General features: G+C 37.8%; 25 protein-coding genes and 1 tRNA gene. 3 read left to right on the forward strand and 23 right to left on the reverse strand.

The features are described 5' to 3' along the window. Nucleotides 1-128: 128 nt before the first annotated feature. Together AC1RFD_RS15005 and AC1RFD_RS15010 are read right to left on the reverse strand one after the other, a co-directional pair. A complete protein-coding gene (locus AC1RFD_RS15005; protein ID WP_492475031.1) occupies nt 129-875 on the reverse strand; it encodes a TPM domain-containing protein in 747 nt (248 codons plus the stop codon). Further along, nucleotides 875-1,456, reverse strand: a complete 582-nt coding sequence (locus AC1RFD_RS15010; protein ID WP_259949813.1) for a LemA family protein — start codon at nt 1,454-1,456, stop codon at nt 875-877. Before AC1RFD_RS15010 ends, AC1RFD_RS15005 begins: the two co-directional genes overlap by 1 nt. Before the next feature lie 133 nt (nt 1,457-1,589). Between AC1RFD_RS15010 and AC1RFD_RS15015 the strand changes: the two genes are divergently transcribed. Further along, nucleotides 1,590-2,204, forward strand: a complete 615-nt coding sequence (locus AC1RFD_RS15015) for a spore coat protein (protein ID WP_492475032.1) — start codon at nt 1,590-1,592, stop codon at nt 2,202-2,204. A 51-nt stretch (nt 2,205-2,255) separates the two neighbouring features. Here AC1RFD_RS15015 and AC1RFD_RS15020 read toward each other — a convergent pair whose 3' ends face one another. The 4 genes from AC1RFD_RS15020 to AC1RFD_RS15035 all read right to left on the reverse strand — a co-directional run bounded on the left by AC1RFD_RS15020 (nt 2,256) and on the right by AC1RFD_RS15035 (nt 5,143). Then, a complete protein-coding gene (locus tag AC1RFD_RS15020) occupies nt 2,256-2,978 on the reverse strand; it encodes an amino acid ABC transporter ATP-binding protein (protein ID WP_048390865.1) in 723 nt (240 codons plus the stop codon). Beyond that, complete coding sequence (locus AC1RFD_RS15025) at nt 2,975-3,685, reverse strand: amino acid ABC transporter permease (protein WP_004228035.1); 711 nt, start codon at nt 3,683-3,685, stop codon at nt 2,975-2,977. Before AC1RFD_RS15025 ends, AC1RFD_RS15020 begins: the two co-directional genes overlap by 4 nt. Nucleotides 3,686-3,771: 86 nt before the next feature. After that, nucleotides 3,772-4,569: a basic amino acid ABC transporter substrate-binding protein gene (locus AC1RFD_RS15030; protein ID WP_004228033.1), complete on the reverse strand. Its 798-nt coding sequence runs from the start codon at nt 4,567-4,569 to the stop codon at nt 3,772-3,774. Nucleotides 4,570-5,068: 499 nt separating this feature from the next. Next, nucleotides 5,069-5,143 (reverse strand) — tRNA-Arg (locus AC1RFD_RS15035). Between the two features lie 309 nt (nt 5,144-5,452). On the opposite strand from AC1RFD_RS15035, the gene clpP reads away from it, so the two are divergent. Beyond that, the gene (clpP, locus tag AC1RFD_RS15040) at nt 5,453-6,043 is read left to right on the forward strand and encodes an ATP-dependent Clp endopeptidase proteolytic subunit ClpP (protein ID WP_004228025.1); all 591 of its coding nucleotides are present in this window, start codon (nt 5,453-5,455) and stop codon (nt 6,041-6,043) included. A gap of 54 nt (nt 6,044-6,097) precedes the next feature. On the opposite strand, the gene AC1RFD_RS15045 is transcribed toward clpP, so the two are convergent. From AC1RFD_RS15045 to AC1RFD_RS15110, 14 genes are all read right to left on the reverse strand, one after another. After that, nucleotides 6,098-6,355, reverse strand: coding sequence for an HPr family phosphocarrier protein (locus tag AC1RFD_RS15045; RefSeq protein WP_004228023.1), 258 nt, complete (start codon nt 6,353-6,355; stop codon nt 6,098-6,100). 112 nt (nt 6,356-6,467) lie between these two features. After that, the gene (gene whiA / locus AC1RFD_RS15050; RefSeq protein WP_004228019.1) at nt 6,468-7,415 is read right to left on the reverse strand and encodes a DNA-binding protein WhiA; all 948 of its coding nucleotides are present in this window, start codon (nt 7,413-7,415) and stop codon (nt 6,468-6,470) included. A 65-nt stretch (nt 7,416-7,480) separates the two neighbouring features. After that, nucleotides 7,481-8,476, reverse strand: a complete 996-nt coding sequence (locus AC1RFD_RS15055) for a gluconeogenesis factor YvcK family protein (protein WP_054549565.1) — start codon at nt 8,474-8,476, stop codon at nt 7,481-7,483. A gap of 4 nt (nt 8,477-8,480) precedes the next feature. Further along, complete coding sequence (rapZ, locus tag AC1RFD_RS15060; RefSeq protein ID WP_112116616.1) at nt 8,481-9,374, reverse strand: RNase adapter RapZ; 894 nt, start codon at nt 9,372-9,374, stop codon at nt 8,481-8,483. A 9-nt stretch (nt 9,375-9,383) separates the two neighbouring features. Beyond that, nucleotides 9,384-9,851 carry an NUDIX hydrolase gene (locus tag AC1RFD_RS15065; protein WP_048390859.1) on the reverse strand — a complete coding sequence of 156 codons (468 nt, stop codon included), beginning with the start codon at nt 9,849-9,851 and terminating at the stop codon, nt 9,384-9,386. A gap of 348 nt (nt 9,852-10,199) precedes the next feature. Beyond that, a complete protein-coding gene (trxB, locus tag AC1RFD_RS15070) occupies nt 10,200-11,144 on the reverse strand; it encodes a thioredoxin-disulfide reductase (RefSeq protein ID WP_054549567.1) in 945 nt (314 codons plus the stop codon). Nucleotides 11,145-11,306: 162 nt separating this feature from the next. Continuing rightward, entirely contained in the window at nt 11,307-12,830 is a 1,524-nt protein-coding gene (locus AC1RFD_RS15075) for a tetratricopeptide repeat protein (RefSeq protein WP_048390855.1), read from the reverse strand. Nucleotides 12,831-12,920: 90 nt separating this feature from the next. After that, complete coding sequence (gene hisIE, locus AC1RFD_RS15080) at nt 12,921-13,538, reverse strand: bifunctional phosphoribosyl-AMP cyclohydrolase/phosphoribosyl-ATP diphosphatase HisIE (RefSeq protein ID WP_048390853.1); 618 nt, start codon at nt 13,536-13,538, stop codon at nt 12,921-12,923. Then, nucleotides 13,535-14,296, reverse strand: coding sequence for an imidazole glycerol phosphate synthase subunit HisF (hisF, locus tag AC1RFD_RS15085; RefSeq protein ID WP_259949819.1), 762 nt, complete (start codon nt 14,294-14,296; stop codon nt 13,535-13,537). The genes hisIE and hisF overlap by 4 nt, the downstream gene beginning before the upstream one ends. After that, nucleotides 14,290-14,922, reverse strand: coding sequence for an imidazole glycerol phosphate synthase subunit HisH (gene hisH, locus AC1RFD_RS15090; RefSeq protein WP_048390850.1), 633 nt, complete (start codon nt 14,920-14,922; stop codon nt 14,290-14,292). The genes hisF and hisH overlap by 7 nt, the downstream gene beginning before the upstream one ends. Then, the gene (hisB, locus tag AC1RFD_RS15095; protein ID WP_492475033.1) at nt 14,919-15,518 is read right to left on the reverse strand and encodes an imidazoleglycerol-phosphate dehydratase HisB; all 600 of its coding nucleotides are present in this window, start codon (nt 15,516-15,518) and stop codon (nt 14,919-14,921) included. Before hisB ends, hisH begins: the two co-directional genes overlap by 4 nt. A 4-nt stretch (nt 15,519-15,522) precedes the next feature. After that, a complete protein-coding gene (gene hisD, locus AC1RFD_RS15100; protein ID WP_492475034.1) occupies nt 15,523-16,797 on the reverse strand; it encodes a histidinol dehydrogenase in 1,275 nt (424 codons plus the stop codon). Between the two features lie 42 nt (nt 16,798-16,839). Continuing rightward, entirely contained in the window at nt 16,840-17,475 is a 636-nt protein-coding gene (hisG, locus tag AC1RFD_RS15105; RefSeq protein ID WP_048390844.1) for an ATP phosphoribosyltransferase, read from the reverse strand. Beyond that, nucleotides 17,468-18,640 (reverse strand): ATP phosphoribosyltransferase regulatory subunit, encoded by a 1,173-nt coding sequence (locus AC1RFD_RS15110; protein ID WP_054549570.1) that lies wholly within the window; start codon nt 18,638-18,640, stop codon nt 17,468-17,470. Before AC1RFD_RS15110 ends, hisG begins: the two co-directional genes overlap by 8 nt. Before the next feature lie 562 nt (nt 18,641-19,202). Between AC1RFD_RS15110 and AC1RFD_RS15115 the strand changes: the two genes are divergently transcribed. Beyond that, nucleotides 19,203-19,406 carry a hypothetical protein gene (locus tag AC1RFD_RS15115; protein WP_048390840.1) on the forward strand — a complete coding sequence of 68 codons (204 nt, stop codon included), beginning with the start codon at nt 19,203-19,205 and terminating at the stop codon, nt 19,404-19,406. A 93-nt stretch (nt 19,407-19,499) separates the two neighbouring features. On the opposite strand, the gene AC1RFD_RS15120 is transcribed toward AC1RFD_RS15115, so the two are convergent. The 3 genes from AC1RFD_RS15120 to lgt are packed head-to-tail and all read right to left on the reverse strand — an operon-like array spanning nt 19,500 to nt 21,524. Then, nucleotides 19,500-20,042 (reverse strand): acyltransferase, encoded by a 543-nt coding sequence (locus AC1RFD_RS15120; RefSeq protein ID WP_326141186.1) that lies wholly within the window; start codon nt 20,040-20,042, stop codon nt 19,500-19,502. A gap of 5 nt (nt 20,043-20,047) precedes the next feature. Then, nucleotides 20,048-20,689 (reverse strand): pyrophosphatase PpaX, encoded by a 642-nt coding sequence (gene ppaX / locus AC1RFD_RS15125; RefSeq protein ID WP_048390836.1) that lies wholly within the window; start codon nt 20,687-20,689, stop codon nt 20,048-20,050. A 13-nt stretch (nt 20,690-20,702) separates the two neighbouring features. Next, nucleotides 20,703-21,524: a prolipoprotein diacylglyceryl transferase gene (gene lgt, locus AC1RFD_RS15130; protein WP_054549573.1), complete on the reverse strand. Its 822-nt coding sequence runs from the start codon at nt 21,522-21,524 to the stop codon at nt 20,703-20,705. Nucleotides 21,525-21,535: the final 11 nt, after the last annotated feature.

Genomic DNA, 21,535 nt, shown 5'->3' on the forward strand with positions numbered 1-21,535 from the left:
AGTTTACGCTATATCGTTTGTCGATATATTTAAATTATAACAATTCTATCATTATTGTCAATAATTGAGAGGTTTTTAATTACGCCAAAATGAAAGCGAACTATATAGAATAGTTCGCCATACCTCTATTAAAATTTCCTGCTTGCTCCCCCACCAGCAGAAGATCCGCCACCAAATCCGCCAAAGCCCCCTCTACTCGAACCTCCACCAAAACTTCCTGGATAACCGCCATAGCCTCCAGAGCGAGGACCTCCGCCGCCTTTCGAAAAGAATGAATAGATAATAATAACAACGATAATGATTAGGATAATTAACCAAGTGGGTATGTCATCCTCTTCTTTTGTTTGCGCTGGCAAATCACCGTTCCAATTATACTCTTGGGCAACAGCGCGGAAAACTTCAGAATAGGTTGCTTGAAAAGCTTGGTCTAGATTACCAGCACTTGCTGAGGGATAAAATGCATTATCTAAAATGCGTCCTAATTTACCATCTGGTAATGCTCCTTCTAATCCCTGACCCACGGCAATTACAACGTCGTTATTTCCTTCCCCTTGACCTAAGGTAGCTAAAATCAGGACACCGTTATTTTTTTCCTTGTCACCAATGCCCCATGACCGAATCAATTTTGTCGCATACATTTTCGGCTCTTGTCCATGAAGACTATCAACTGTGACTACTATGATTTCAGCACCCGTGCCTTGATCCAACTGCTCAGAATATTGATTTATCTCTTCTTTGACATTCGCAGAAATTACATTGGCAAAGTCATGTATATACGTATTTTTCATCGGTGATGGCATTGTTGCTTCTGCTAGATTCGAGAAAAAAAGAAGCAACGAACAAACGATGATCATCTGTACAATGCAACGTTTCATTATTGTGTACCCGATTGACTAAAATCGATAGATGGTGCTTTGTCCGCTCCTGCTGTGGCTTTAAAGTATTCTTTTTGTTCAAAGCCAAACATCCCTGCCATCAAATTCCCCGGGAAACGTTTAACATGTTTATTGAATTGCTGCACCTCATTATTGTAATCCTCACGTGCTACTGCCAGACGATTTTCTGTACCTGCTAGCTCATCCATTAACTGGCGGAAGTTTGCATCTGCCTTTAAGTTTGGGTAATTTTCTACAACTACTAGTAAACGACTAAGAGCGCCAGTTAAAGCATCATTGGCAACAGCTTGCTCCTCTGGTGAGCTTGCACTTCCCATTTGTGCACGTGCCTCCGTAATATTCGCTATCACCTCTTGCTCATGATTCGCATAGCCTTTCACAGATTCCACTAGATTGGGAATCAAATCATAGCGACGTTGGAGCTGATTTTCAACTTGTGCCCATTTAGAATCAACATTTTCCTCGGCTGTCACCAGACTATTGTATTTAGGTATAAATAATAAGGCGATTACAACAAGAATGATGACAATTATTCCAATTGGTCCAAGTAACTTTTTCAATTTTAATCCTCCTTGACTTGCTTTTCCTTCTATCTTTAGTCTACATTTTTACCTTTACATTTATACCGTATGAAATTGAATTGACACGACATACTAAATACTGCAACAAAAAATTATTGAGGAGGCGTTTTTTTTGTCACAATCGTTTTACAATGAATCATCAAACCAAACAAATTTAAATCAACAACATAGCCTAAATCATGGTGGACATGAAATGATGGACATGCATGAAACAATTGGCGAAATTATTGCAAGTATGAACCAAGCGATTATTTTGCGTCCCCATGTAAAAGATCCTGAATTACTCAACATTTTGGATCGCCAATATAATTTCACTCTTGGTATGTACAATACGATCGTAGAGTCCTTTAAAACAGGACACGATCCATCTGTTCCAACAGGACGCTACCAAATGGAAACAGGAAATGATTTCAAATATGGCCTAAATCCTGGTCAACCAAAAAAGCCGATGCAAAACGCTAATGAAATTAATGATGAAGCTATTTCTGGATTTTTACTTGGAGCTCAAAAAGGAGCAGCGAAATGTATGACAACTGCTGCGTTGGAGACAACAAACCCTGTAGTTCGTCGCGTTGTTGCGGATAGTATTCCTAACTGTATTGAAATGGGATACGAATTATCCATTTATCAAAATAAACACGGCTATTATCAGGTGCCTCAGTATTCCCAACAGGATATGCAAACGATGCTGAATGCATTCGACACAACATCTAATCCCCTTCATTAAATAAGAAAAGCACAAAAAAAGCGAACGAGCATGTCGTTCGCTTTTTCAGCTTTATAATACTTTTCCTAAAAACGCTTTCGTACGGTCGCTTTGGGGATTGCCGAATAGTTCCTCTGGAGACCCTTCTTCTACAATATAGCCCCCATCCATGAAGACTACTCGATCACCTACTTCACGAGCAAAGCCCATTTCATGTGTCACAACTACCATTGTCATCCCTTCAGCTGCTAGATTTTTCATAACATCTAGCACCTCTTTTACCATTTCAGGGTCAAGTGCTGAAGTTGGCTCGTCAAATAAAATAGCTTTTGGCTTCATTGCTAAGGCACGAGCAATCGCCACACGTTGTTGCTGACCACCTGATAGCTGCTCAGGATAATTATAGGCCTTGCTGTCGAGCCCGACCTTTTTTAATAGCTCATGTCCTAAAGCTTCTGCGTCTGTACGATTCATTTTACGAATTTGCATAGGTGCCATCGTGACATTATCGATAACTGTCATATGCGGGAATAAGTTAAATTGTTGAAACACCATACCCACTTCAGCGCGAATTTCATTGATATTCGTTTTAGGATCATTAATTTTTACATTTTCAATATAAATAGCACCATCCGTTACTTCTTCTAACATATTGATGCAACGGAGAAATGTACTTTTTCCTGAACCAGACGGCCCAATAACACAGACAACTTGTTTTTCTTGAATTTCATAATCGATTCCTTTTAATACTTCAAGCTTGCCAAAGTATTTGTGTAGGTTTTCAATTTTTATCATCTAGCTTCCCGCCCTTCTACCTTAGCTTTACGAGGGACATAGCTATTGCTAAATCGTTTCTCGATAAATGCTACAATCTTCGTTACACCATATGTCAACACTAAATATAATAATGCTGCAACGATATACGGTTCCCAGAAGCGGAAGCTTGCACCAGCTACGACCTTACTAGCGTATAAAATATCTGGTGCTGCAATTACAGTTACGAGTGAAGAATCTTTTAATAATGCAATAAATTCATTGCCCAATGGCGGAATCATACGTCTAAATGCTTGAGGTAAAATGACCTTACGCATCGCTTGGTTATGCGTTAATCCAAGAGAGCGAGCAGCCTCCATTTGCCCTTTTGCAATACTTTGAATCCCTGCACGGAAAATTTCCGCATTATAAGCAGCACAGTTTAAAATAAGCGCTGTAATCCCTGATACCATATAACCTAAAGAATGACCAAAAATTGTTGGAATAACTGCTAAGTGAATTAACAAGATTTGTACAAGCATCGGTGTTCCACGGAATAAATCGATATATAGTTTAGATGGCCAATAAATCCATTTTTTACTCGATAATTTTCCAAGGCCTAAAAATAGTCCTAATAGAATACCGCCAAAATAACCACTAAGTGTCAAAATAAGTGTTACGCCAATACCTCGTATAAACATATCTCGGTAGTTCCAGACAATGTCCCAGCGTAAGTCAAAGATGTCCATCCGAAAACCCCATTCCCCTTTAAATTACAATTAATAAATGAGCTGTTAGCAAAGTTACTATGTTAGTAGCATCATTTCATTCATTTTTATTGAAAATCAATGCCTGTAATTTCTTTTAATTTACCGTTTTCTTTAATCTTTTTAAGACCTTCGTTTAATTTATCTAGCAATTCTTTATTCCCTTTTTGAACCATGAAGCCATAGTATTCTTTTTCGAATGCATCATCTTCAATTACTTTTAGTTTTTGATCTGGGTGAGCTTTGATATATTCATAAACTACTGCATTATCTCCGATAGCTGCATCAACATTACCATTTAGCATCTCTTGGATAGCGATTGGCTGACTTTCAAAAGCCATAATATTTGTACTTGCTTCCCCTTGTAGCTTTTTCGCTGCCATATGACCAGTTGCATTGATTTGTACAGATACTTTTTTATCTTTTAATTCATCAAGAGATTTAATCTTTGAATCTTCTTTCACAACAATTAATAACTGAGACTCATAATACGGTTCTGTAAAATCAAATGATTCTTTACGCTCTTCCGTAATTGTGATTCCAGAAGCACCGATATCTGTTTCACCGTTCTTAATTGTTTGGAACACTGGCTCCCATCCAATATTATTCCACTCAACCTCAAAGTCCATCTCATCTGCGATAGCTTGTAGAATATCGACATCAATCCCTACAATTTTCCCTGAATCGTCAACAGATTCAAATGGTGCAAAAGTTGCCTCAGTACCTACTTTGTAAACTTTTTTGCCATCTCCACCATCTTCTGAAGATGAGCTACCTGAAGATGCATCATCTTTTGTACCACAACCTGCAAGTGCTAATGTTAAAGCTGCAATAATCATCAGTAACATCCAACCTGTTTTTTTCATTGTATTTCCCCCTAGTTCGATAATTTTCCGAATTACGTATTATTTTTCGCAATTCGGAAATGTTAGACTATTAGGTCAATTATATTAACATTATAGTATTTAGACAACAACTTTTCGCATAAAATTAAATATTTTTTCATATAAATTTATAATAAATTCATATAATTTGAAAAAACATGTATAAATAACAAGAAAATTAACCTAAAACTAATATATATACAATAAGAACCATGCCAAATTTCGATAAATTTAGGCAAAAAAAAAGAATCCCCTCAGATAGGATTCTTTTTTTTCGACTATTACTAGTCTCACGTACAGTATGTTCACTAAAAAATAATTTGGAGTTGTTGCTTTTTTGAAGGTTTGAAAGGAATAAATAGGGGAATAATGCCAACTAGGACAGTATTCCCTTTATTCTTCCTCTCGATCTCCAGTAAGCAGGCTGCTAAACTACTTATTAGGAGATGAGCTATAACAGTATATCAATTGATCAGTAAAATGGCGCCCTCGGAGGGAATCGAACCCCCAGTGCAAGAACCGGAATCTTACGTGTTATCCATTACACCACGAGGGCAAAAGACACAAAAAAAAAGTACTCACTCTAGGCTTACGAAAAGCATGATGTAGATAACCCTCATTTTTGAAGCATACCTGCAAAATAGTGTCCTGTACTTTAAACCTTATAACCTTAATCATTATACAAGCCTATCCTATATAATTCAACCATAGAATGCAAAAACAATTTATTTTTTTTAATTTCACTTTAGCAGGGTTAATATTTGACCTTCCCTGACTATAATGTGTATGATAAGGATACAGCTGAAATACAAAGGAAAATTTTCAGCAAAGGTATTCGAATTTAGCTTTTTAAGGAGGATTTAACATGAATTTAATTCCTACAGTTATTGAACAAACTAGTCGTGGTGAGCGTGCATATGACATTTATTCACGTCTACTTAAAGACCGTATTATCCTTTTAGGAAGTGCTATTGATGACAATGTTGCTAACTCCATTGTCGCTCAGCTTCTTTTCCTACAAGCAGAAGATCCAGATAAAGATATCTCTCTTTATATTAACTCACCTGGCGGATCCATTACGGCTGGTATGGCTATCTATGACACAATGCAAATCATTAAACCACAGGTACAAACAATTTGTATTGGTATGGCTGCATCAATGGGTGCTTTCCTACTTGCAGCTGGAGAACCCGGTAAACGTTTTGCCTTACCAAATGCTGAAGTCATGATTCACCAACCACTAGGTGGTGCACAAGGTCAAGCGACAGAAATTGAAATTGCTGCTAAACGTATTCTATTCTTACGTGAGAAATTAAATGGCATTTTATCTGAACGCACTGGTCAACCACTTGAAGTCATTGCAAGAGACACAGATCGTGATAACTTCATGACTGCTGAACGTGCAAAAGAATACGGTTTAATCGATCATATTATGCACCGTAGCGATAATAAATAAAAAATAGAAGGCATCACAGAATTGCTCTGTGATGCCTTTTGTATTTAATGAATGTTAATCTTCATTTTCAATAATTGTTGCCAATGCTGTAACCGCTTGCTCAGCATCGTTACCTTCACTGCTTAAAGTCACTTCGGTACCTTTAGCAACTGCTAAGCTCATAACACCCATAATGGATTTGGCATTTACTTTTTTCTCATCTTTTTCTAGAAAGATATCAGCACTAAAACGATTTGCTTCTTGCACAAATAGTGCTGCTTGTCTAGCTTGTAGTCCTAATTTTAATTTAACCTGGACTCTTCTCTCAATCATTCTCAAAACTCCCCTTCACTACCGTTCGTCTATTAGTTTTATCTTACCTTACTTACTGGCAAAAGAACAATAAGCGATTAGCATGACATTCATACCTGAAAAGTATGATAACTTAACCACCTATTTTTTCACCACGCCTTAATGCATCCGCAATCTCATCAATTTTTCTCAATCGATGGTTAACACCTGATTTACTAACCGTTCCACTAGATACCATTTCACCAAGCTCTTTTAATGTCACATCTTGGTATTCAACACGGAGACGTGCTATTTCACGAAGCTTCTCCGGTAGTTGATCAAGACCAATTGAATTTTCAATAAATCGAATATTCTCAACCTGCCGTAATGCTGCTCCAATGGTTTTATTTAAATTGGCAGTTTCACAGTTCACAATACGGTTGACACTATTACGCATATCTCGCAAAATCCGAACATCTTCAAATTTCATCATAGCCTGATGCGCTCCAACAATATTAAGGAAATCTGAAATTTTTTCTGCTTCTTTTAAGTAAGTTACAAAGCCTTTTTTACGTTCAATTGTTTTGGCATTGAGTTCAAATTCATTCATCAAATCCATTAATGCCTCACCATGTTCTTTATATAAAGAATAAACCTCTAAATGATAAGCCGATGTTTCTGGATTATTGACGGAACCTCCTGCTAAAAAGGCTCCTCTTAAATAAGCTCTTTTTTGGCCGCTCTTTTGAATGAGCTTTCTTGAGATAGTATGGTTAAATTGAAAGTCGTCTGAGATGATTTCTAAATCAATTAATAGCTCACGCGCTCCTTCTCTTACACGGCATATATACACATTATTTTTTTTCAATCGCATTTTCTTACGAACAAGTAATTCAACATTGTACGGATACAATTTTTTCATAATCGTATATAGTCTTCTGGCAATTGCAGCGTTTTCGGTTTGCACGTCTAAGCTTAGTTGTTTATTTGCAAAGGATAATGAACCATTCATACGAATTAGGGCAGAAACTTCTGCTTTCATACAATGATTGTCCGCTTCTATTTGTGTCAATTCTTTTTTTGTTTCAGAAGCAAAAGACATATCACGCCCCCCTTTCAATCATGATTTCTATGTATATGTTCATCTTACCATATACAATAAAGCCATTATGTTTCTATTATTGGTCCTCTTACTTTTTGATGGTAAATATCAGCATAATCTACCAGCCATTCTGCAACATTTGTAGCATTATGTCGAACCGTTCCATCTGGTCGAATTGTAGCAATGTCTCGTTTGATAACTTCTAAACCCATACTTTCAAGCTTTGCTACGTCAAATGTTACTGGTTCCGCTCTTTCTTCTTTATACAGTTCTTTTACAGGGTTAGGGAGTTCTTCATCATTTACTAAAATGGAATCGATAAAATCATGGCCAACATGCTTATGTATGGCTGTTACATGATCGCCTGCTGTATAGGAAATGGTTTCACCCTTTTGTGTCATTAAATTACAAACATATATTTTTCTTCCTTTAGCCTTAACAACTGCTTCACCTATTTCCTTAACAAGCAAATTCGGAATAATACTTGTATATAAGCTTCCTGGTCCTATTAAAATATAGTCTGCACGAAGTATTGCACGAATAGCTTCTGGCAACGGTTGCACATTTTCAGGTACTAAAAAAACGCGATTAATGCGTTTCGTCGCTGTCGGGATTTTTGATTCTCCCTCGATAATTGAACCGTCCTCAAGCACAGCATGTAAGGTGATTTTTTTATTAGCTGCTGGAATAACTCGACCATGAACTTTTAAAACCTTTCCCATCTCACTGATAGCATGATTGAAATCACCAGTAATATCAGTAAGGGCTGTAAGCATTAAATTCCCTAAGGAGTGACCTCGTAAGTCTTCAGATGCCGAAAAACGGTATTGAAACATTTGCTCTACAAGGGGCTCAATATCTGATAATGCTGCAATCACATTACGTACATCGCCAGGCGGTGGGATATCGTAATCATCACGTAAACGACCTGAAGATCCACCATCATCTGCTACTGTTACAATAGCAGTAATATCAAATGGGTGATGCTTCAGACCGCGAAGTAACGTGGAGAGCCCTGTGCCACCACCAATTACCACAAGCTTTGTTTGCTTTTTCCCCATTCACTCATTCCTTTCTACGATTAATATCACGATGCGTAATAACCGTATTTTCCTTGCCCGCAAAATATGCACCAAAAAATTCTGCTAATGTCACGGAGCGATGCTGGCCCCCAGTACAACCAAAAGCAATAACAAGCTGTGATTTACCTTCTTGTCGATAGAGAGGAATCATAAAGTCTAATAAATCCGTCAGTTTTTGTATAAGGATTTGCGTATCTTCCAACGCTAACACATAAGAAGATACCTCTGTTTGAAGACCCGTTTTTGGACGTAGCTCCTCCACATAGTATGGGTTTTTAAGAAAACGAACATCAAACACTAAGTCCGCATCAATCGGCATACCATGTTTAAAGCCAAAGGACATAATGTTAACGGTAAAAATATTATCTGCCTCACTTGCAAATTCTTTGACGATTTTCTCACGTAATTGCTTTGGTTTCATGTTAGATGTGTTATAAACAAAATTGGCACGACCCTTTACTTCAGATAAAAGTACTCGTTCCTGTTTAATTCCATCTAGAGGTAAACCATTCACTGCTAATGGATGTGCACGTCTCGTTTCTTTATACCGTCTGACTAATGTGGCATCATCTGCATCTAAAAATAAAATACGAGCAACAATATCGCCTTCTTTTAGTATATGGTCTAATGCGCCAATTAGAGCATCAAAAAAGTCGCCTCCGCGCATATCCATTACTGCTGCAATTCGGGTACTGTTTTTACCAGAATCTCTTAATAAGGTTAAAAAAGTTGTAAGTAACGCAGGTGGTAAATTATCAATACAGTAATACCCTAAATCCTCAAAGCTTTGAATAGCTACTGTTTTCCCAGCCCCAGACATTCCTGTAATAATAACCAATTCATGTGTACTTTGTTGGCCTTCAACCACCACTGTCATGCAACTCCTTTATTGTTCTTTTGAAATTTGTATTTTCTGATGAAGTAATTCAAAATTCGTTGTATAGTCAAACGTGCCATACTGAATGCCTGATTGCGAAACAGCAAATTGTAAATTAGTTCGATCTCCTTCAGCCATTGGCAAATGTGCTAAATCCTCTACTGGGTGCCATGCAAGTTTGCCTTCTCTTGTTTCTTCGAATGGTACTCCATCTACATCCTTTGCAACAAATGTATAGAGCATCCATTCATCCACTACGTCATTGTTTTCTTTAATGATCATCGTATAAACACCCTTTAAATGAACATGTAAAGGTATGACGTTTGTCTCTTCTTGAAACTCTCGAATAGCAGCCTCGAAGATTGACTCGCCACTCTCCATTTTCCCTCCTGGAGCTACATACCAGCCTCGTCTTGGTTTCTGAAGTAATAATACTTTACCGTCTTTTACGGCAATTAAATTTGCAATTCTTTGCATAGGCACACCTCTAATCACTTTTGCATTCTACTCTTCATTATAACAAGACCTTGTAAGTTTTGTCCTCATTTACAACTCTTGTACGCAGACAATTAACAATTTAGTTCTATTCAAAGATAACCATTTCATCTTGGGCGAAATTTACGTTTATCGTGATATTATTATTTGATTTTTTACACATAAAAAAATAGGTTGCTCCCACCTATTGGAGGCGGAAACAACCTACTAAACAAAATAAAAGGGGGATTGCTAATTACATTTTTAATCATACACCTTTTATATGTCATTCAAGTTACAGCAATATTAAAACCACATTAAAATTGTATTTTTTTCCTTAAAATAGCCCTATTAGGCATTAATTTTCTCTAATAGCTCTTCTACATAATGTTGAACAGCTTGCGCGGCAATACTACCGTCACCAGTTGCTGTTACAATTTGACGAAGTGATTTTTCACGAACATCTCCAGCTGCAAAGATACCTGGAATTTTTGTTTCCATCGTTTCATTTGTCAAAATATAGCCAGCCTCATTTAAAATACCTAATGACTCAAATGGTTTCGTTAAAGGAAGCATACCTATATAGACGAAAACACCATCTGTAGCAAATTCAGATTCTGTACCATCGACAGTTGATTGTAGTGTTACACTGCCAACTTTACCATTTGCTTCATTGATTTCTTTTACAGTTGCATTCCAAATGAAATCAATTTTTTCATTGGCAAAGGCACGATCTTGGAGAATTTTTTGTGCACGTAATTTATCACGACGGTGGACAATTGTCACTTTATCAGCAAAGCGAGTTAAATAAACACCCTCTTCAACAGCTGAATCTCCGCCACCTACGACAACTAGATTTTTTTGTTTAAAGAATGCTCCATCACATACTGCACAGTAGCTGACACCACGGCCACCAAGCTCTTTTTCACCAGGCACACCCATTTTTTTATACTCAGCACCAGTGGTGATAATAATGGCACGTGTTTTATATTCTTTTGCACCTGATTTAATTGTTTTATATTCTTCTCCATCGATGATTTCCGTTACATCACCATAGGCATATTCAGCACCAAATTTTTTAGCATGCTCAAACATTTTTGTAGAAAGCTCTGGTCCTAAAATTGTCTCAAAACCTGGGTAGTTTTCTACTTCTTCTGTGTTTGCCATTTGTCCACCAGGAATGCCACGTTCAATCATTAAAGTAGACAAATTTGCACGAGATGTATAAACAGCAGCAGTCATCCCAGCAGGACCTGCACCAATAATTACTACATCATAAATTTTTTCTTCCGACATAAATACTTCCCCCTAAACAGAATACTTTTTATCTTCATTCAACCAATACATATAACGTCATCTATAGAAGAAGATCAATGACGCTAAGGAAAAATTGGTGATAGCGTTAGTATGTTCATCGTATGTGAAAGTATAAAGTTATTCAACTATGTTGCTCACACATTAATCATGACTGTTTGGCAAAAACGTTAAGATTTCGTCAATATACTTTGATAAAGTAGATACAGAAACTCCATATTGCTGCGCAATTTCCTTTTTTGTCACTTTAAGCATTTGTGAAGATCTGAATAAATAATCATTTGCTCCTGCAATTGCTGTTGGATTTGTAAAACGATAATTTTCTATTAAAGCTTGTTCACATAGCACAAACCACATTTGAAACAGCGGTACAATTAATGATGATAGCTTTCCATATTGTTCCAATAAAATTTCTGAGACCTGTACTGATCGTAAAAAGCTTGCTTCTACTTTATTTTTCTTATCAAATTCATGTCCAAGTGCATAAGCTAAAAACAATTTTTCAAAAGAGCCTAATTGTTCAATATTAATCCATTTCGGATGGGCGATAATTTCTTGCTTATGCGCTGTACCTTTCAGTAAAAATAAACCAAAAATGCGCTCACTCGTATAAGTGCTCTCTAATTTTTCAACGATAAAATCACGATCATGCTCCAATGCATCAAGTCCAAATTCATTTTCTTGTTGGCGCCAAGGTTCGAAGCCCTCTTTGTCTGGGTCTAGCTCTAGAAGCTGATCCCACGCACTTTTCGAAATCTCCTCATGTCCTGAGAAATAAGCAGCATGTGACAGCCAAAAGTAAAATCCTGCATCTCCTACATAGCCTCTCTTTTGCATGCTGCGCAACCATTTATAGGCTAATTCATATTGGCTGATTAAGGCTAAGGTAGCACCAAGTTTATAACGATGCTCCCAAGTATAGGGTTGAATTTTAACAAGAACATTTAACAGTTCTTGTAAATCATCTTCATTTTTTTCATAATACGCAATTACCGTTAAATTGCATAATGCATGTAGATTGCCCTTATTTTCACGTAGCACTGTATGCAAGAGAGCCTTTGCTTGCTCTTCTTCTCCAACATAAAAATAAGCGAGTGCTAGATTATTATAGGCTGACCAAAATGCTGGTCGATCTTCAATTAAATCTTCTAAAATAGTAATAGCTTCAGGAAAATCTCCCTTTTCCATACAACGACGAGCTTGCTCCTGACGATATAAATCCTCACCAGAGCCTTCAAGCTCTTCAAAATCATCTTGCTCAAAAGCGACAAACTCTAATATTTCTGCTGCTTCATCGGCATAAGCACCCTCAGGTTCTAGCTTTAAATATTCTTCTGCAAAGCGTTTTGCATCATGCATGATTCCTACACACCCTGATACTTCTGCCATGTAAAATATGATTTCTGGATTATCTGGATCAATTTGATAGGCGCGACGAAGTAGGTCATACGCTTCCTCAAAACGTTGACCTTCTAACTCTACTATGGCTAACTGCAAGATAATCATTGGATCGTCGGGACTTAAATCTACCGCACGCTGTAAATATTTATAGGCTTTATTCATTTGTCCACTGTTCATTGCTTGAATTGATTTCTTATAATAATAGTCGCCTGTTGGAATGAACGACACTATATTCGATTGAGTCTCATTTTGACGTTTCTTTTCCAATATATTTCCTCCGAAACAAGAAATAAGGAACGTATTCTACGTTCCTTTACACATTAACTCCTATTATACCACACAATCAATAATATGCTGTTATTTCTCCTCGTGACGTTTTTCCAACACATGCAGAACATCATAAATGCTTACTTTTTGTTCTTGTAATAATACGAGTAGGTGATAAATTAAATCAGCTGCCTCCCATTTTACTTCCTCAGCATCTCGGTTTTTGGCACCAATGACCACCTCTGTTGCTTCTTCCCCAACCTTTTTACAGATTTTATCAATGCCCTTATCAAATAAATATGTAGTGTACGCTCCTTCTGGCATTTCCTGCTCTCGCTTTTCGATGACACGAGCAAGTTTAGAAACGATGTCCACAGAGCCTACCTTCTCTTTTTGCTGAATAACCTCAGTGAAGCAAGAAATTGTCCCATTATGACATGCTGGCCCTGTCGGTAGAACCTCCACTATTAAAGCATCTTGATCGCAATCCGCTTTGATTGAAACCACCTGTTGTGTATGGCCACTTGTTGCTCCCTTATGCCAAAGCTCTTGACGGGAACGAGAATAAAACCAAGTTTCCCCTGAGTCAATTGTTTTAGCTAATGACTCCTTATTCATATAAGCTACTGTTAATACCTCTTTTGTATTGGCATCTTGTACTACAGCTGTAACAAGACCTCTCTCATCAAATTGAATGTTCTCTATCATCTTACTGCCACTCCTTTTGCACGTAAGTATTCCTTTACTTGCGCTACACTTGTTTCTTTATAATGGAAGATAGAGGCTGCTAGTGCAGCATCTGCATCTACCTCTTGTGCTAATACTTCGTAAAAATGTTCGGCATGTCCCGCTCCACCACTAGCAATCACAGGGACTGTCACAGCTTCACGCACTGCTTTGGTTAAGGCTAAATCAAAGCCTGATTTTTCTCCATCTTGATTCATACTTGTTAATAAAATCTCACCAGCTCCTAAGCGTACAGCCTCTTTGGCCCACTCAATGGCTGACCAAGGGGTTTTGTTGCGACCACCATGTGTATAAACCATCCATGTGCTATCTTCCTCACTATAGCGAGCATCGATTGCTACAACAATGCATTGTGCGCCAAAGTAATCAGAGCCTTCCTGTATAAGGGCAGGTCTTTCCAGCGCGGATGTATTCACTGAAACTTTATCAGCACCCGCTCGTAAAATACGCTTCATATCATCCAACGTACGAATACCTCCGCCAACAGTAAAGGGTATGGCAAGCGTAGCCGCTGTTTGACGAACCACATCTACCATCGTTTCTCGACCTTCATGTGATGCAGAAATATCTAAAAATACAAGCTCATCTGCTCCTTGTTCATCATAGAACTTCGCAAGCTCCACTGGATCTCCTGCATCACGGATAGAGACAAATTGTATACCTTTTACAACACGACCTTCTTTCACATCAAGACATGGAATAATACGTTTTGTTAGCATGCCTTCACACCTTCCAACCATTGCTCTAATAAATAAACACCTAATTCCCCTGATTTTTCAGGGTGAAATTGCATGCCAGTCACAGAACCATTCATCACAATACCAGGTACTTGAATGCCGAAGTAATCAGCATAGGCAACAAGCTCTGATTCTACGATATCTGTTGCATAAAAGGAGTGAACAAAATAGACATGCTTCGCTGATACTTCATTGTGTAACCATGCAGGACGATTTGTCACAATTAGTTCATTCCACCCCATATGTGGTACTCTGTATGCTTGGCCCTCTTGGCTACCACTAAAGCGTTTAATACACCCCTTGAAAAACCCTAGCCCTTTTGTTGGGGTTACTTCATCACTTTGCTCGAATAATAATTGCATACCTAGACAAATTCCTAAAAGTGGACGGTTTTCTCTTTGTGCCTTCTGTAAATATTGATCTAAGTTTGTTTCAGCTAAACGCTTTCTGGCATCAGGGAATGCACCCACCCCTGGTAATAAAAGTGCATCAGCTGTATCTAATGCCTTCTCATCAGCAGTTATAATAACTTCACAGCCTAGCCTTTTTAATGCCTGCTCCACACTAAATAAATTACCCATTCCATAATCAATGACACCTATTTTCATGTCAACAGCCCCTTAGTCGATGGTACGCCTTTAACACGCGGGTCAATTTCCACTGCGGCATCAATCGCACGTGCTAATGCTTTGAAAATTGCCTCAATAATGTGATGTGTATTCTGTCCATAAGGTACAATTACATGAACATTCATCCTTGCCTCAAGGGCAAATTTCCATAAAAATTCATGCACTAATTCTGTATCAAACGTTCCTACTTTTTCTTTTAATGCTGGCACACGGTACTCTAGATGAGGTCGATTCGAGCAATCGACCACTACCTGAGCTAGTGCGTCATCCATCGGTACAAAGGCGTTACCATAGCGTTTTATGCCTTTCTTATCACCAAGTGCTTCTCGAACAGCCTGTCCTAATACAATACCAAGGTCCTCTGTTGTATGGTGATCATCAATATAAGTATCGCCATTTGCATGTATTATGCCGTTAAATAGTCCATGCTTAATAAATAAGTCAAGCATATGGTCCATAAACCCCACGCCTGTTTGGATATCTGCCTTGCCTTCACCATCTAAATCAATTGCTACAGAAATTTGCGTTTCATTCGTTGTACGCTCTATCTTTGCATATCGTTTCTTTTCTGCCATCGTCCTATTCCTTCTCCCATCCACGTGATTCCACTGCACGAGCATGGCCCTCTAAGCCTTCCATACGCGCTAAACGTGCAATTTTTGGTGCGTTGTCTCTCCAGGTTTTTTCACTATAGTAAACAATACTTGATTTTTTCACAAAATCATCAACATTTAAGCCACTTGCAAAACGAGCCGTACTATTAGTTGGAAGTACATGATTGGTCCCTGCAAAATAATCACCAACTGGCTCAGAACTATACCGACCTATAAAAATACCACCAGCATGTCTTATTTGCTCAGCTAACGCCTCCGCATTTTCCATCACAATTTCTAAATGCTCTGGTGCTAATGAATTAATGGCTTCCACTGCATCTGCCAATGTTTCAGCTACATAAATTACCCCAAATTTCTCTATGGAAGCACGAGCTACTTCTTGACGCGGTAAGTTCAGCAGCTGCTTCTCTACTTCCTCAGCTACTTTTTTGGCTAATTGCTCTGAGGTTGTGACAAGAATTGAACAAGCTAGTGGATCATGCTCTGCTTGTGATAAAAGGTCTGCAGCAATTTCATCAGGATAGGCTGTGTCATCAGCCAGCACAGCAATTTCACTCGGTCCCGCAATCATATCAATGGCTACTTCTCCAAATACCTCTCGTTTGGCAAGTGCCACATAAATATTTCCTGGACCTGTTATTTTATCGACTGGGGGAATTGTTTCCGTGCCATAGGCAAGTGCAGCTATTGCTTGTGCCCCACCAACTTTATAAATCTCATCAATCCCTAAAAGGTGAGCCGCCACAAGTACACCTGCTGGTAGTTTCCCATTTGGCCCTGCAGGTGAAGTAATAACAATACGTTTCACCCCTGCAACCTGCGCTGGTATTACATTCATCAAGACTGATGAAGGGTAGGCAGCTGTACCACCTGGAACATATAGTCCTACTGCATCTAAAGCTGTTACCCGTTGGCCTAACCAAGAACCATCTCCCAGTTCTAGGTGATACCCTGAACGTATCTGTTGTTCATGATAAAAACGAATATTTTCTGCTGCTTCCGCTAAGTCCTTATATAGTTGAGGATCGAGTTCACTTACTGCTTCTTGTATTTCTTCTTCAGAGACACGTAAATTTTTAGGGACATAGCCATCCCATCGCTCAGTATAGGTGCGTAAAGCCGCATCTCCCTGTGTCTTAACATCCGAAAGCACTTGTCGTACAACTTTTATTTGTTCTTCATTTCCTCCTTCAAGTGGTCTTTTTAAGGAAATGCCTTTTTCAAGCTTTGTTATTTTCATAGGATTAATCCCCTTTAGTCCTTCATATGTAGCTACAAATGATTACTTTTTCTGCTCATTTACACATTTCTTTAACCGCCTCACAAGATCAATAATACGCTCACCTTTCATACGATAACTTACAGGGTTTGCAATTAATCGAGAAGAGACAGCAGTAATAAATTCATATTCTACTAAGCCGTTCTCTTTTAATGTACGACCTGTAGAAACAATATCGACAATTCGATCAGCTAAGCCAATCATTGGTGCTAATTCAATAGAACCGTTGAGCTCGATAATTTCCACTTGCTCTCCAATGCCTTTGTAGTACTTCATGGCAATATTCGGATATTTCGTAGCAATTCTAGGCGCAATCTCATTCATGGAGGTGTTTGGTAGGCCTGCAGAAGCGATATAGCAATTACTAATTTTCAAATCAAGTAATTCGTGCACTTCTCGCTGTTGCTCTAACAAAACATCCTTACCAGCAATACCAATATCAGCAACACCATGTTCAACATAGACAGGAACATCCATTGGCTTTGATAAAATAAAGCGAATTTTTTCCTCTGGTATTTCAATCATTAATTTACGTGACATTTCTACTTCTTCTGGTAAATTAAAACCTGCCTCTAACAACATTTGATATGCCTCTTCAAAGATTCTTCCTTTGGGCATTGCAATCGTTAATTCATTCACCGCCAACTTCCTCCTGTCCAACTACCACCACTTCTGTAAAGTATGCTAAAAAGGCCGCCTCATCGACTAGACTACTACGTAACTGCAAAGTAGCTAATTTTCCTGCTGCTCGTAAATTTTTAACCTTTAGTAAAGCTTCCTCAAATTGTTCTTCTTCAAAAAGAACAACTGTTGCTTCCTGTCGTTTCACTGATTGCCCGTTTAATGTTTCTAATAAACGATCCACACGAATACTAAATCCTGTAGCACCAACCTTTGAACCAAAAACTTCTAACAAGCCATCATAACGACCACCATTTCCTAATAAAAAGCCACTTCCCACAGCAAATACTTCAAATAGCATACCCGTGTAATAACTCATATGACTCGAAAGTGTGAAATCGAAAGCTACATAATCAGCTAAATCAGCCATTTCAAGTAGTTGAGCAAGTTGTTGCATATATTCTAATGCATCATTTTTGCGGACATATTTTTCAATATCTCGTATATCTCTGACATTCATGGCTTCTTCAATAAATTGTAAGAGGGCATCGGATTTAGCTTTAGGCAGATGAAATGACTCTACTGCTTCTTCAAACCCTACGTAATTTCGTTGGACAAGCAATGTTCTAAGCGTTGTTTGCTGTTCGATACTCTCTGTGTAATCTTGTAAAATGCAATTTAATATACCAGCATGTCCAATTGTGATTTTAAACTCTTCCAATTTAAAATGCTTTAATAGCTCCATTGCTGTTACAATAACTTCTGCATCAGCAAAAACTGATTGATCACCTATTAACTCAATCCCCATTTGATCAAACTCAGCAGGCCTGCCTCCCTCTGCTTCCTGAGCTCGAAAAACGCTTGCAAAATAGGCAAGACGTAGTGGGATCATTTCCTTTAATAGTTTCGATGTAGCTACTCGAGCAATCGGTGTAGTCATGTCAGGTCGCAGCACTAACGTATTTCCTTGGCTATCCACTAGCTTAAATAAATGAGCATCAGCAATCGCTGAAGCCTTCCCCACTGTATCGAAATACTCCACCGCAGGCGTTTTAATAAACTCATAACCCCTTTTATATAAAAAGTCTCTGCCCGCATGTCTAACTGCTTCAACTTTCTCATAGATTTGCGGGAATGTATCGCGCATTCCAAGTGGCTTTTCAAACATTTTTATCGACGACATATGGACACTTCCTCACATTTCACTTTAATTCACTAGAGTATTAGAGAATTAGATTATGAAAGAATTTTAACTTATTTCATTAATACAGTCAACGATATCCTTATTAATTATCGAAATCTTTAAATACTTATTATTCTGTTAATTATACACATTGAATTGCAAAGACTTCCAAAAAAAGCATGACTCATTTTACTTATAATTTGACAAAATACTTTAGTGACAATGAGAATATGTCTAAATTGTGACAAACCAATTTTTAATCACTTTAAGTATTCGCTAAAAATTGATAATGATTCTCTCTTAACAAATCATTGATAAAAATAAAGAGTTTTCAATAGAGTATTCTCAATATCGAAATCCAATAATTATATCTATATAATTATTTTTAGCCAATCACTTAAAATGATTCTCAATCTCATTATCATCAATAATACTTTTATATCAATACATTTATTGATTATTACTCTCATTCTATTTTACTTTTTACATTTCAAAAAACTTAATATAGAATAGCATTAATAACAAAAAGAACCACATACACTACGCATTGGAGGGATTTATTATGGCATGTCCATTCGTACAAATTAGTGAGCAAATGATCGTTAGTATTTGTAAAGGCGAGTTTTATCCTGGTGACAAGGTAACACTTCACACAATTGAAGACATTGATGGGACTGCAATTAAATCAACTTTTGTTGAAACAACTTGCTTAGGTGATCATGACACTTGTGAATTCAAATCAGATTATGACGCAGCTCATGCTTAAACAGTAAAAGCTACTCCAAAAACTAGTGTTTTTGGGAGTAGCTTTTTATGCAAAAAACTCACGAAGTATATCACTATACTACGTGAGTTTTTATTATTTCTTTGGTGTACACCACTCTACAGCCTCATTACGTTTGCGCTCAGCCATTTGTTCAGCAGTATATATTATTCGCATTGGATTACCCCCTGCTAAACAGCCTGCTGGCACATCCTTATGTACAAGAGTGGCAGCTGAAACAATGGCACCATCACCAATTGTTACACCTGGTAAAATAGTTGTATTTGCCCCTATCATTACTTCTTTTCCGATATGAACATCACCTAAGCGATATTCCTCTATTAAATATTCATGCGCTAAAATGGTAGTATTAAAACCAATCACAGTATTGTCTCCAATGAAAATACGTTCAGGAAACATGGTATCTGGCATGACCATTAAGGCTAATGACGTTTGCTTACCAATAGTCATGTTTAAAAAAGTACGATATAGCCAGTTTTTCACACGTAAAAATGGTGTGAAGCGTCCAATTTGAATGATAATGAAACACTTCATCACCTTCCAAAAGGACACCGTGTCATATATATTCCAAAGTGAATTGGCTCCTTCGACACGGTAACGTTCTGTCTTACGCGCCATCTACCTTACCCCTCTTTCACAATATCAAATAAATCTGACATATGCTGCAACATATATTCTGGTTGATACTGCTGTAAGTAAGCCTCTCCCTTAATTGCCCAAGCAACACCCGCTGCTCTTACACCAGCACGATGTCCAGCTTCAATATCGTGCGAATTATCACCAATCATAATCGCATAGTCTTTTTCTATCCCTAATCGTTCCAACGCAAGCAATACTGGCTCTGGATCAGGCTTCACATTGTTCACATCATCTGTACCAATACGCACATCAAATAGATGCGTTGCACCAAGAATAGCAAGTCCACGATCGATGGTCTCATTACGTTTCGTCGAAACAATAGCCAATTTTATACCTTGAGCTTTTAACTGCTCTAGAGTTGACACAACATCAGGATATTGGCTGACTAGGTCATCATGGTGTGCAATATTCCAAGCGCGATACATCTCTATCAAATCGTCTTCTTCACCTGGTGCAATGTCATTAAATGTCTGTTTCAATGATGGACCAATGAATTTCAGGCAATCTTTTGGCGAATATTGCCCGGGAAATCGCTCATTTAATACATGCATAAATGTTTGAATGATTAAATCATTTGTATTTAGTAAAGTCCCATCGAAATCAAATAGTAGTGCCTTAACAGCCATCTTTTACAACCCCTTATTTATTATCCAAGTATTTTACGGCTGGTTTCACCTTTATTCTACGATAAATAATTGCACCTAGACCAACTACAATACCGATAATGGATACAACCTGTGCTGAACGTAAATCTCCCACTAAGTAAAGGCTATCTGTGCGCATTCCTTCGATATAGAAACGACCAATTGAATACCAAATTAAATAGCTAAAGAATATTTCTCCACGATGTAAGTTCACTTTACGCAAAACTAATAGAATAATAAGCCCAATTAGGTTCCAAATCGATTCATATAAAAAAGTGGGATGAACATATGAACCTAATTCTTCAATATACATTTGATTAATAATCCAGTCTGGTAGCATTAGGTTTTCTAAAAATGCTTTCGATACCTCGCCACCATAGGCCTCTTGGTTCATAAAGTTGCCCCATCGACCAATAATCTGCCCGATTAAAATACTAGGTGCTGCAATATCTGCTACTCGTAAAAAGCTTACATTTTTTATACGAGTATATATGTAAGCTGTGACAAATGCCCCGATGAGTGCACCATGGATGGCAATACCACCATTCCATATCTCTATGATTTTGCCTGGATTTTCACTATAGTAATCCCATCGCATTGACACATAGTAAATACGTGCACAGATAATGGATATAGGAACTGCCCATAATAATAAATCTGCAAGAAAGTCTTCAGGCAGACCTCGCTTAACGGCCTCTCTTTGCCCAACAATATAGGCTAAAATGATTCCCGACACAATTAGCAATCCATACCAACGAACTGGAATTGGTCCTAAATGAAAGGCAATCGGGTCAATTTGCAATAGTAATAAATCCATCTTCTACTCCT

This window comes from Lysinibacillus sp. GW823-FHT02G10 (assembly GCF_058797135.1).

What these genes read in the sequence shown, in the direction of transcription:
- hisF (WP_259949819.1), bottom strand. Translation starts at nt 14,296, where the DNA reads ATGCTAACAAAACGTATTATTCCATGTCTTGATGTGAAAGAAGGTCGT.
- AC1RFD_RS15020 (WP_048390865.1), bottom strand. Translation starts at nt 2,978, where the DNA reads ATGATAAAAATTGAAAACCTACACAAATACTTTGGCAAGCTTGAAGTA.
- hisIE (WP_048390853.1), bottom strand. Translation starts at nt 13,538, where the DNA reads ATGATAGAGAACATTCAATTTGATGAGAGAGGTCTTGTTACAGCTGTA.
- ppaX (WP_048390836.1), bottom strand. Translation starts at nt 20,689, where the DNA reads ATGGCTGTTAAGGCACTACTATTTGATTTCGATGGGACTTTACTAAAT.
- AC1RFD_RS15055 (WP_054549565.1), bottom strand. Translation starts at nt 8,476, where the DNA reads ATGGGGAAAAAGCAAACAAAGCTTGTGGTAATTGGTGGTGGCACAGGG.
- hisD (WP_492475034.1), bottom strand. Translation starts at nt 16,797, where the DNA reads ATGAAAATAACAAAGCTTGAAAAAGGCATTTCCTTAAAAAGACCACTT.
- AC1RFD_RS15115 (WP_048390840.1), top strand. Translation starts at nt 19,203, where the DNA reads ATGGCATGTCCATTCGTACAAATTAGTGAGCAAATGATCGTTAGTATT.
- rapZ (WP_112116616.1), bottom strand. Translation starts at nt 9,374, where the DNA reads ATGACAGTGGTGGTTGAAGGCCAACAAAGTACACATGAATTGGTTATT.
- trxB (WP_054549567.1), bottom strand. Translation starts at nt 11,144, where the DNA reads ATGTCGGAAGAAAAAATTTATGATGTAGTAATTATTGGTGCAGGTCCT.
- clpP (WP_004228025.1), top strand. Translation starts at nt 5,453, where the DNA reads ATGAATTTAATTCCTACAGTTATTGAACAAACTAGTCGTGGTGAGCGT.
- whiA (WP_004228019.1), bottom strand. Translation starts at nt 7,415, where the DNA reads ATGTCTTTTGCTTCTGAAACAAAAAAAGAATTGACACAAATAGAAGCG.
- hisB (WP_492475033.1), bottom strand. Translation starts at nt 15,518, where the DNA reads ATGGCAGAAAAGAAACGATATGCAAAGATAGAGCGTACAACGAATGAA.
- lgt (WP_054549573.1), bottom strand. Translation starts at nt 21,524, where the DNA reads ATGGATTTATTACTATTGCAAATTGACCCGATTGCCTTTCATTTAGGA.
- AC1RFD_RS15110 (WP_054549570.1), bottom strand. Translation starts at nt 18,640, where the DNA reads ATGTCGTCGATAAAAATGTTTGAAAAGCCACTTGGAATGCGCGATACA.
- AC1RFD_RS15065 (WP_048390859.1), bottom strand. Translation starts at nt 9,851, where the DNA reads ATGCAAAGAATTGCAAATTTAATTGCCGTAAAAGACGGTAAAGTATTA.
- AC1RFD_RS15025 (WP_004228035.1), bottom strand. Translation starts at nt 3,685, where the DNA reads ATGGACATCTTTGACTTACGCTGGGACATTGTCTGGAACTACCGAGAT.
- AC1RFD_RS15120 (WP_326141186.1), bottom strand. Translation starts at nt 20,042, where the DNA reads ATGGCGCGTAAGACAGAACGTTACCGTGTCGAAGGAGCCAATTCACTT.
- AC1RFD_RS15005 (WP_492475031.1), bottom strand. Translation starts at nt 875, where the DNA reads ATGAAACGTTGCATTGTACAGATGATCATCGTTTGTTCGTTGCTTCTT.
- AC1RFD_RS15030 (WP_004228033.1), bottom strand. Translation starts at nt 4,569, where the DNA reads ATGAAAAAAACAGGTTGGATGTTACTGATGATTATTGCAGCTTTAACA.
- hisH (WP_048390850.1), bottom strand. Translation starts at nt 14,922, where the DNA reads ATGAAAATAGGTGTCATTGATTATGGAATGGGTAATTTATTTAGTGTG.
- AC1RFD_RS15045 (WP_004228023.1), bottom strand. Translation starts at nt 6,355, where the DNA reads ATGATTGAGAGAAGAGTCCAGGTTAAATTAAAATTAGGACTACAAGCT.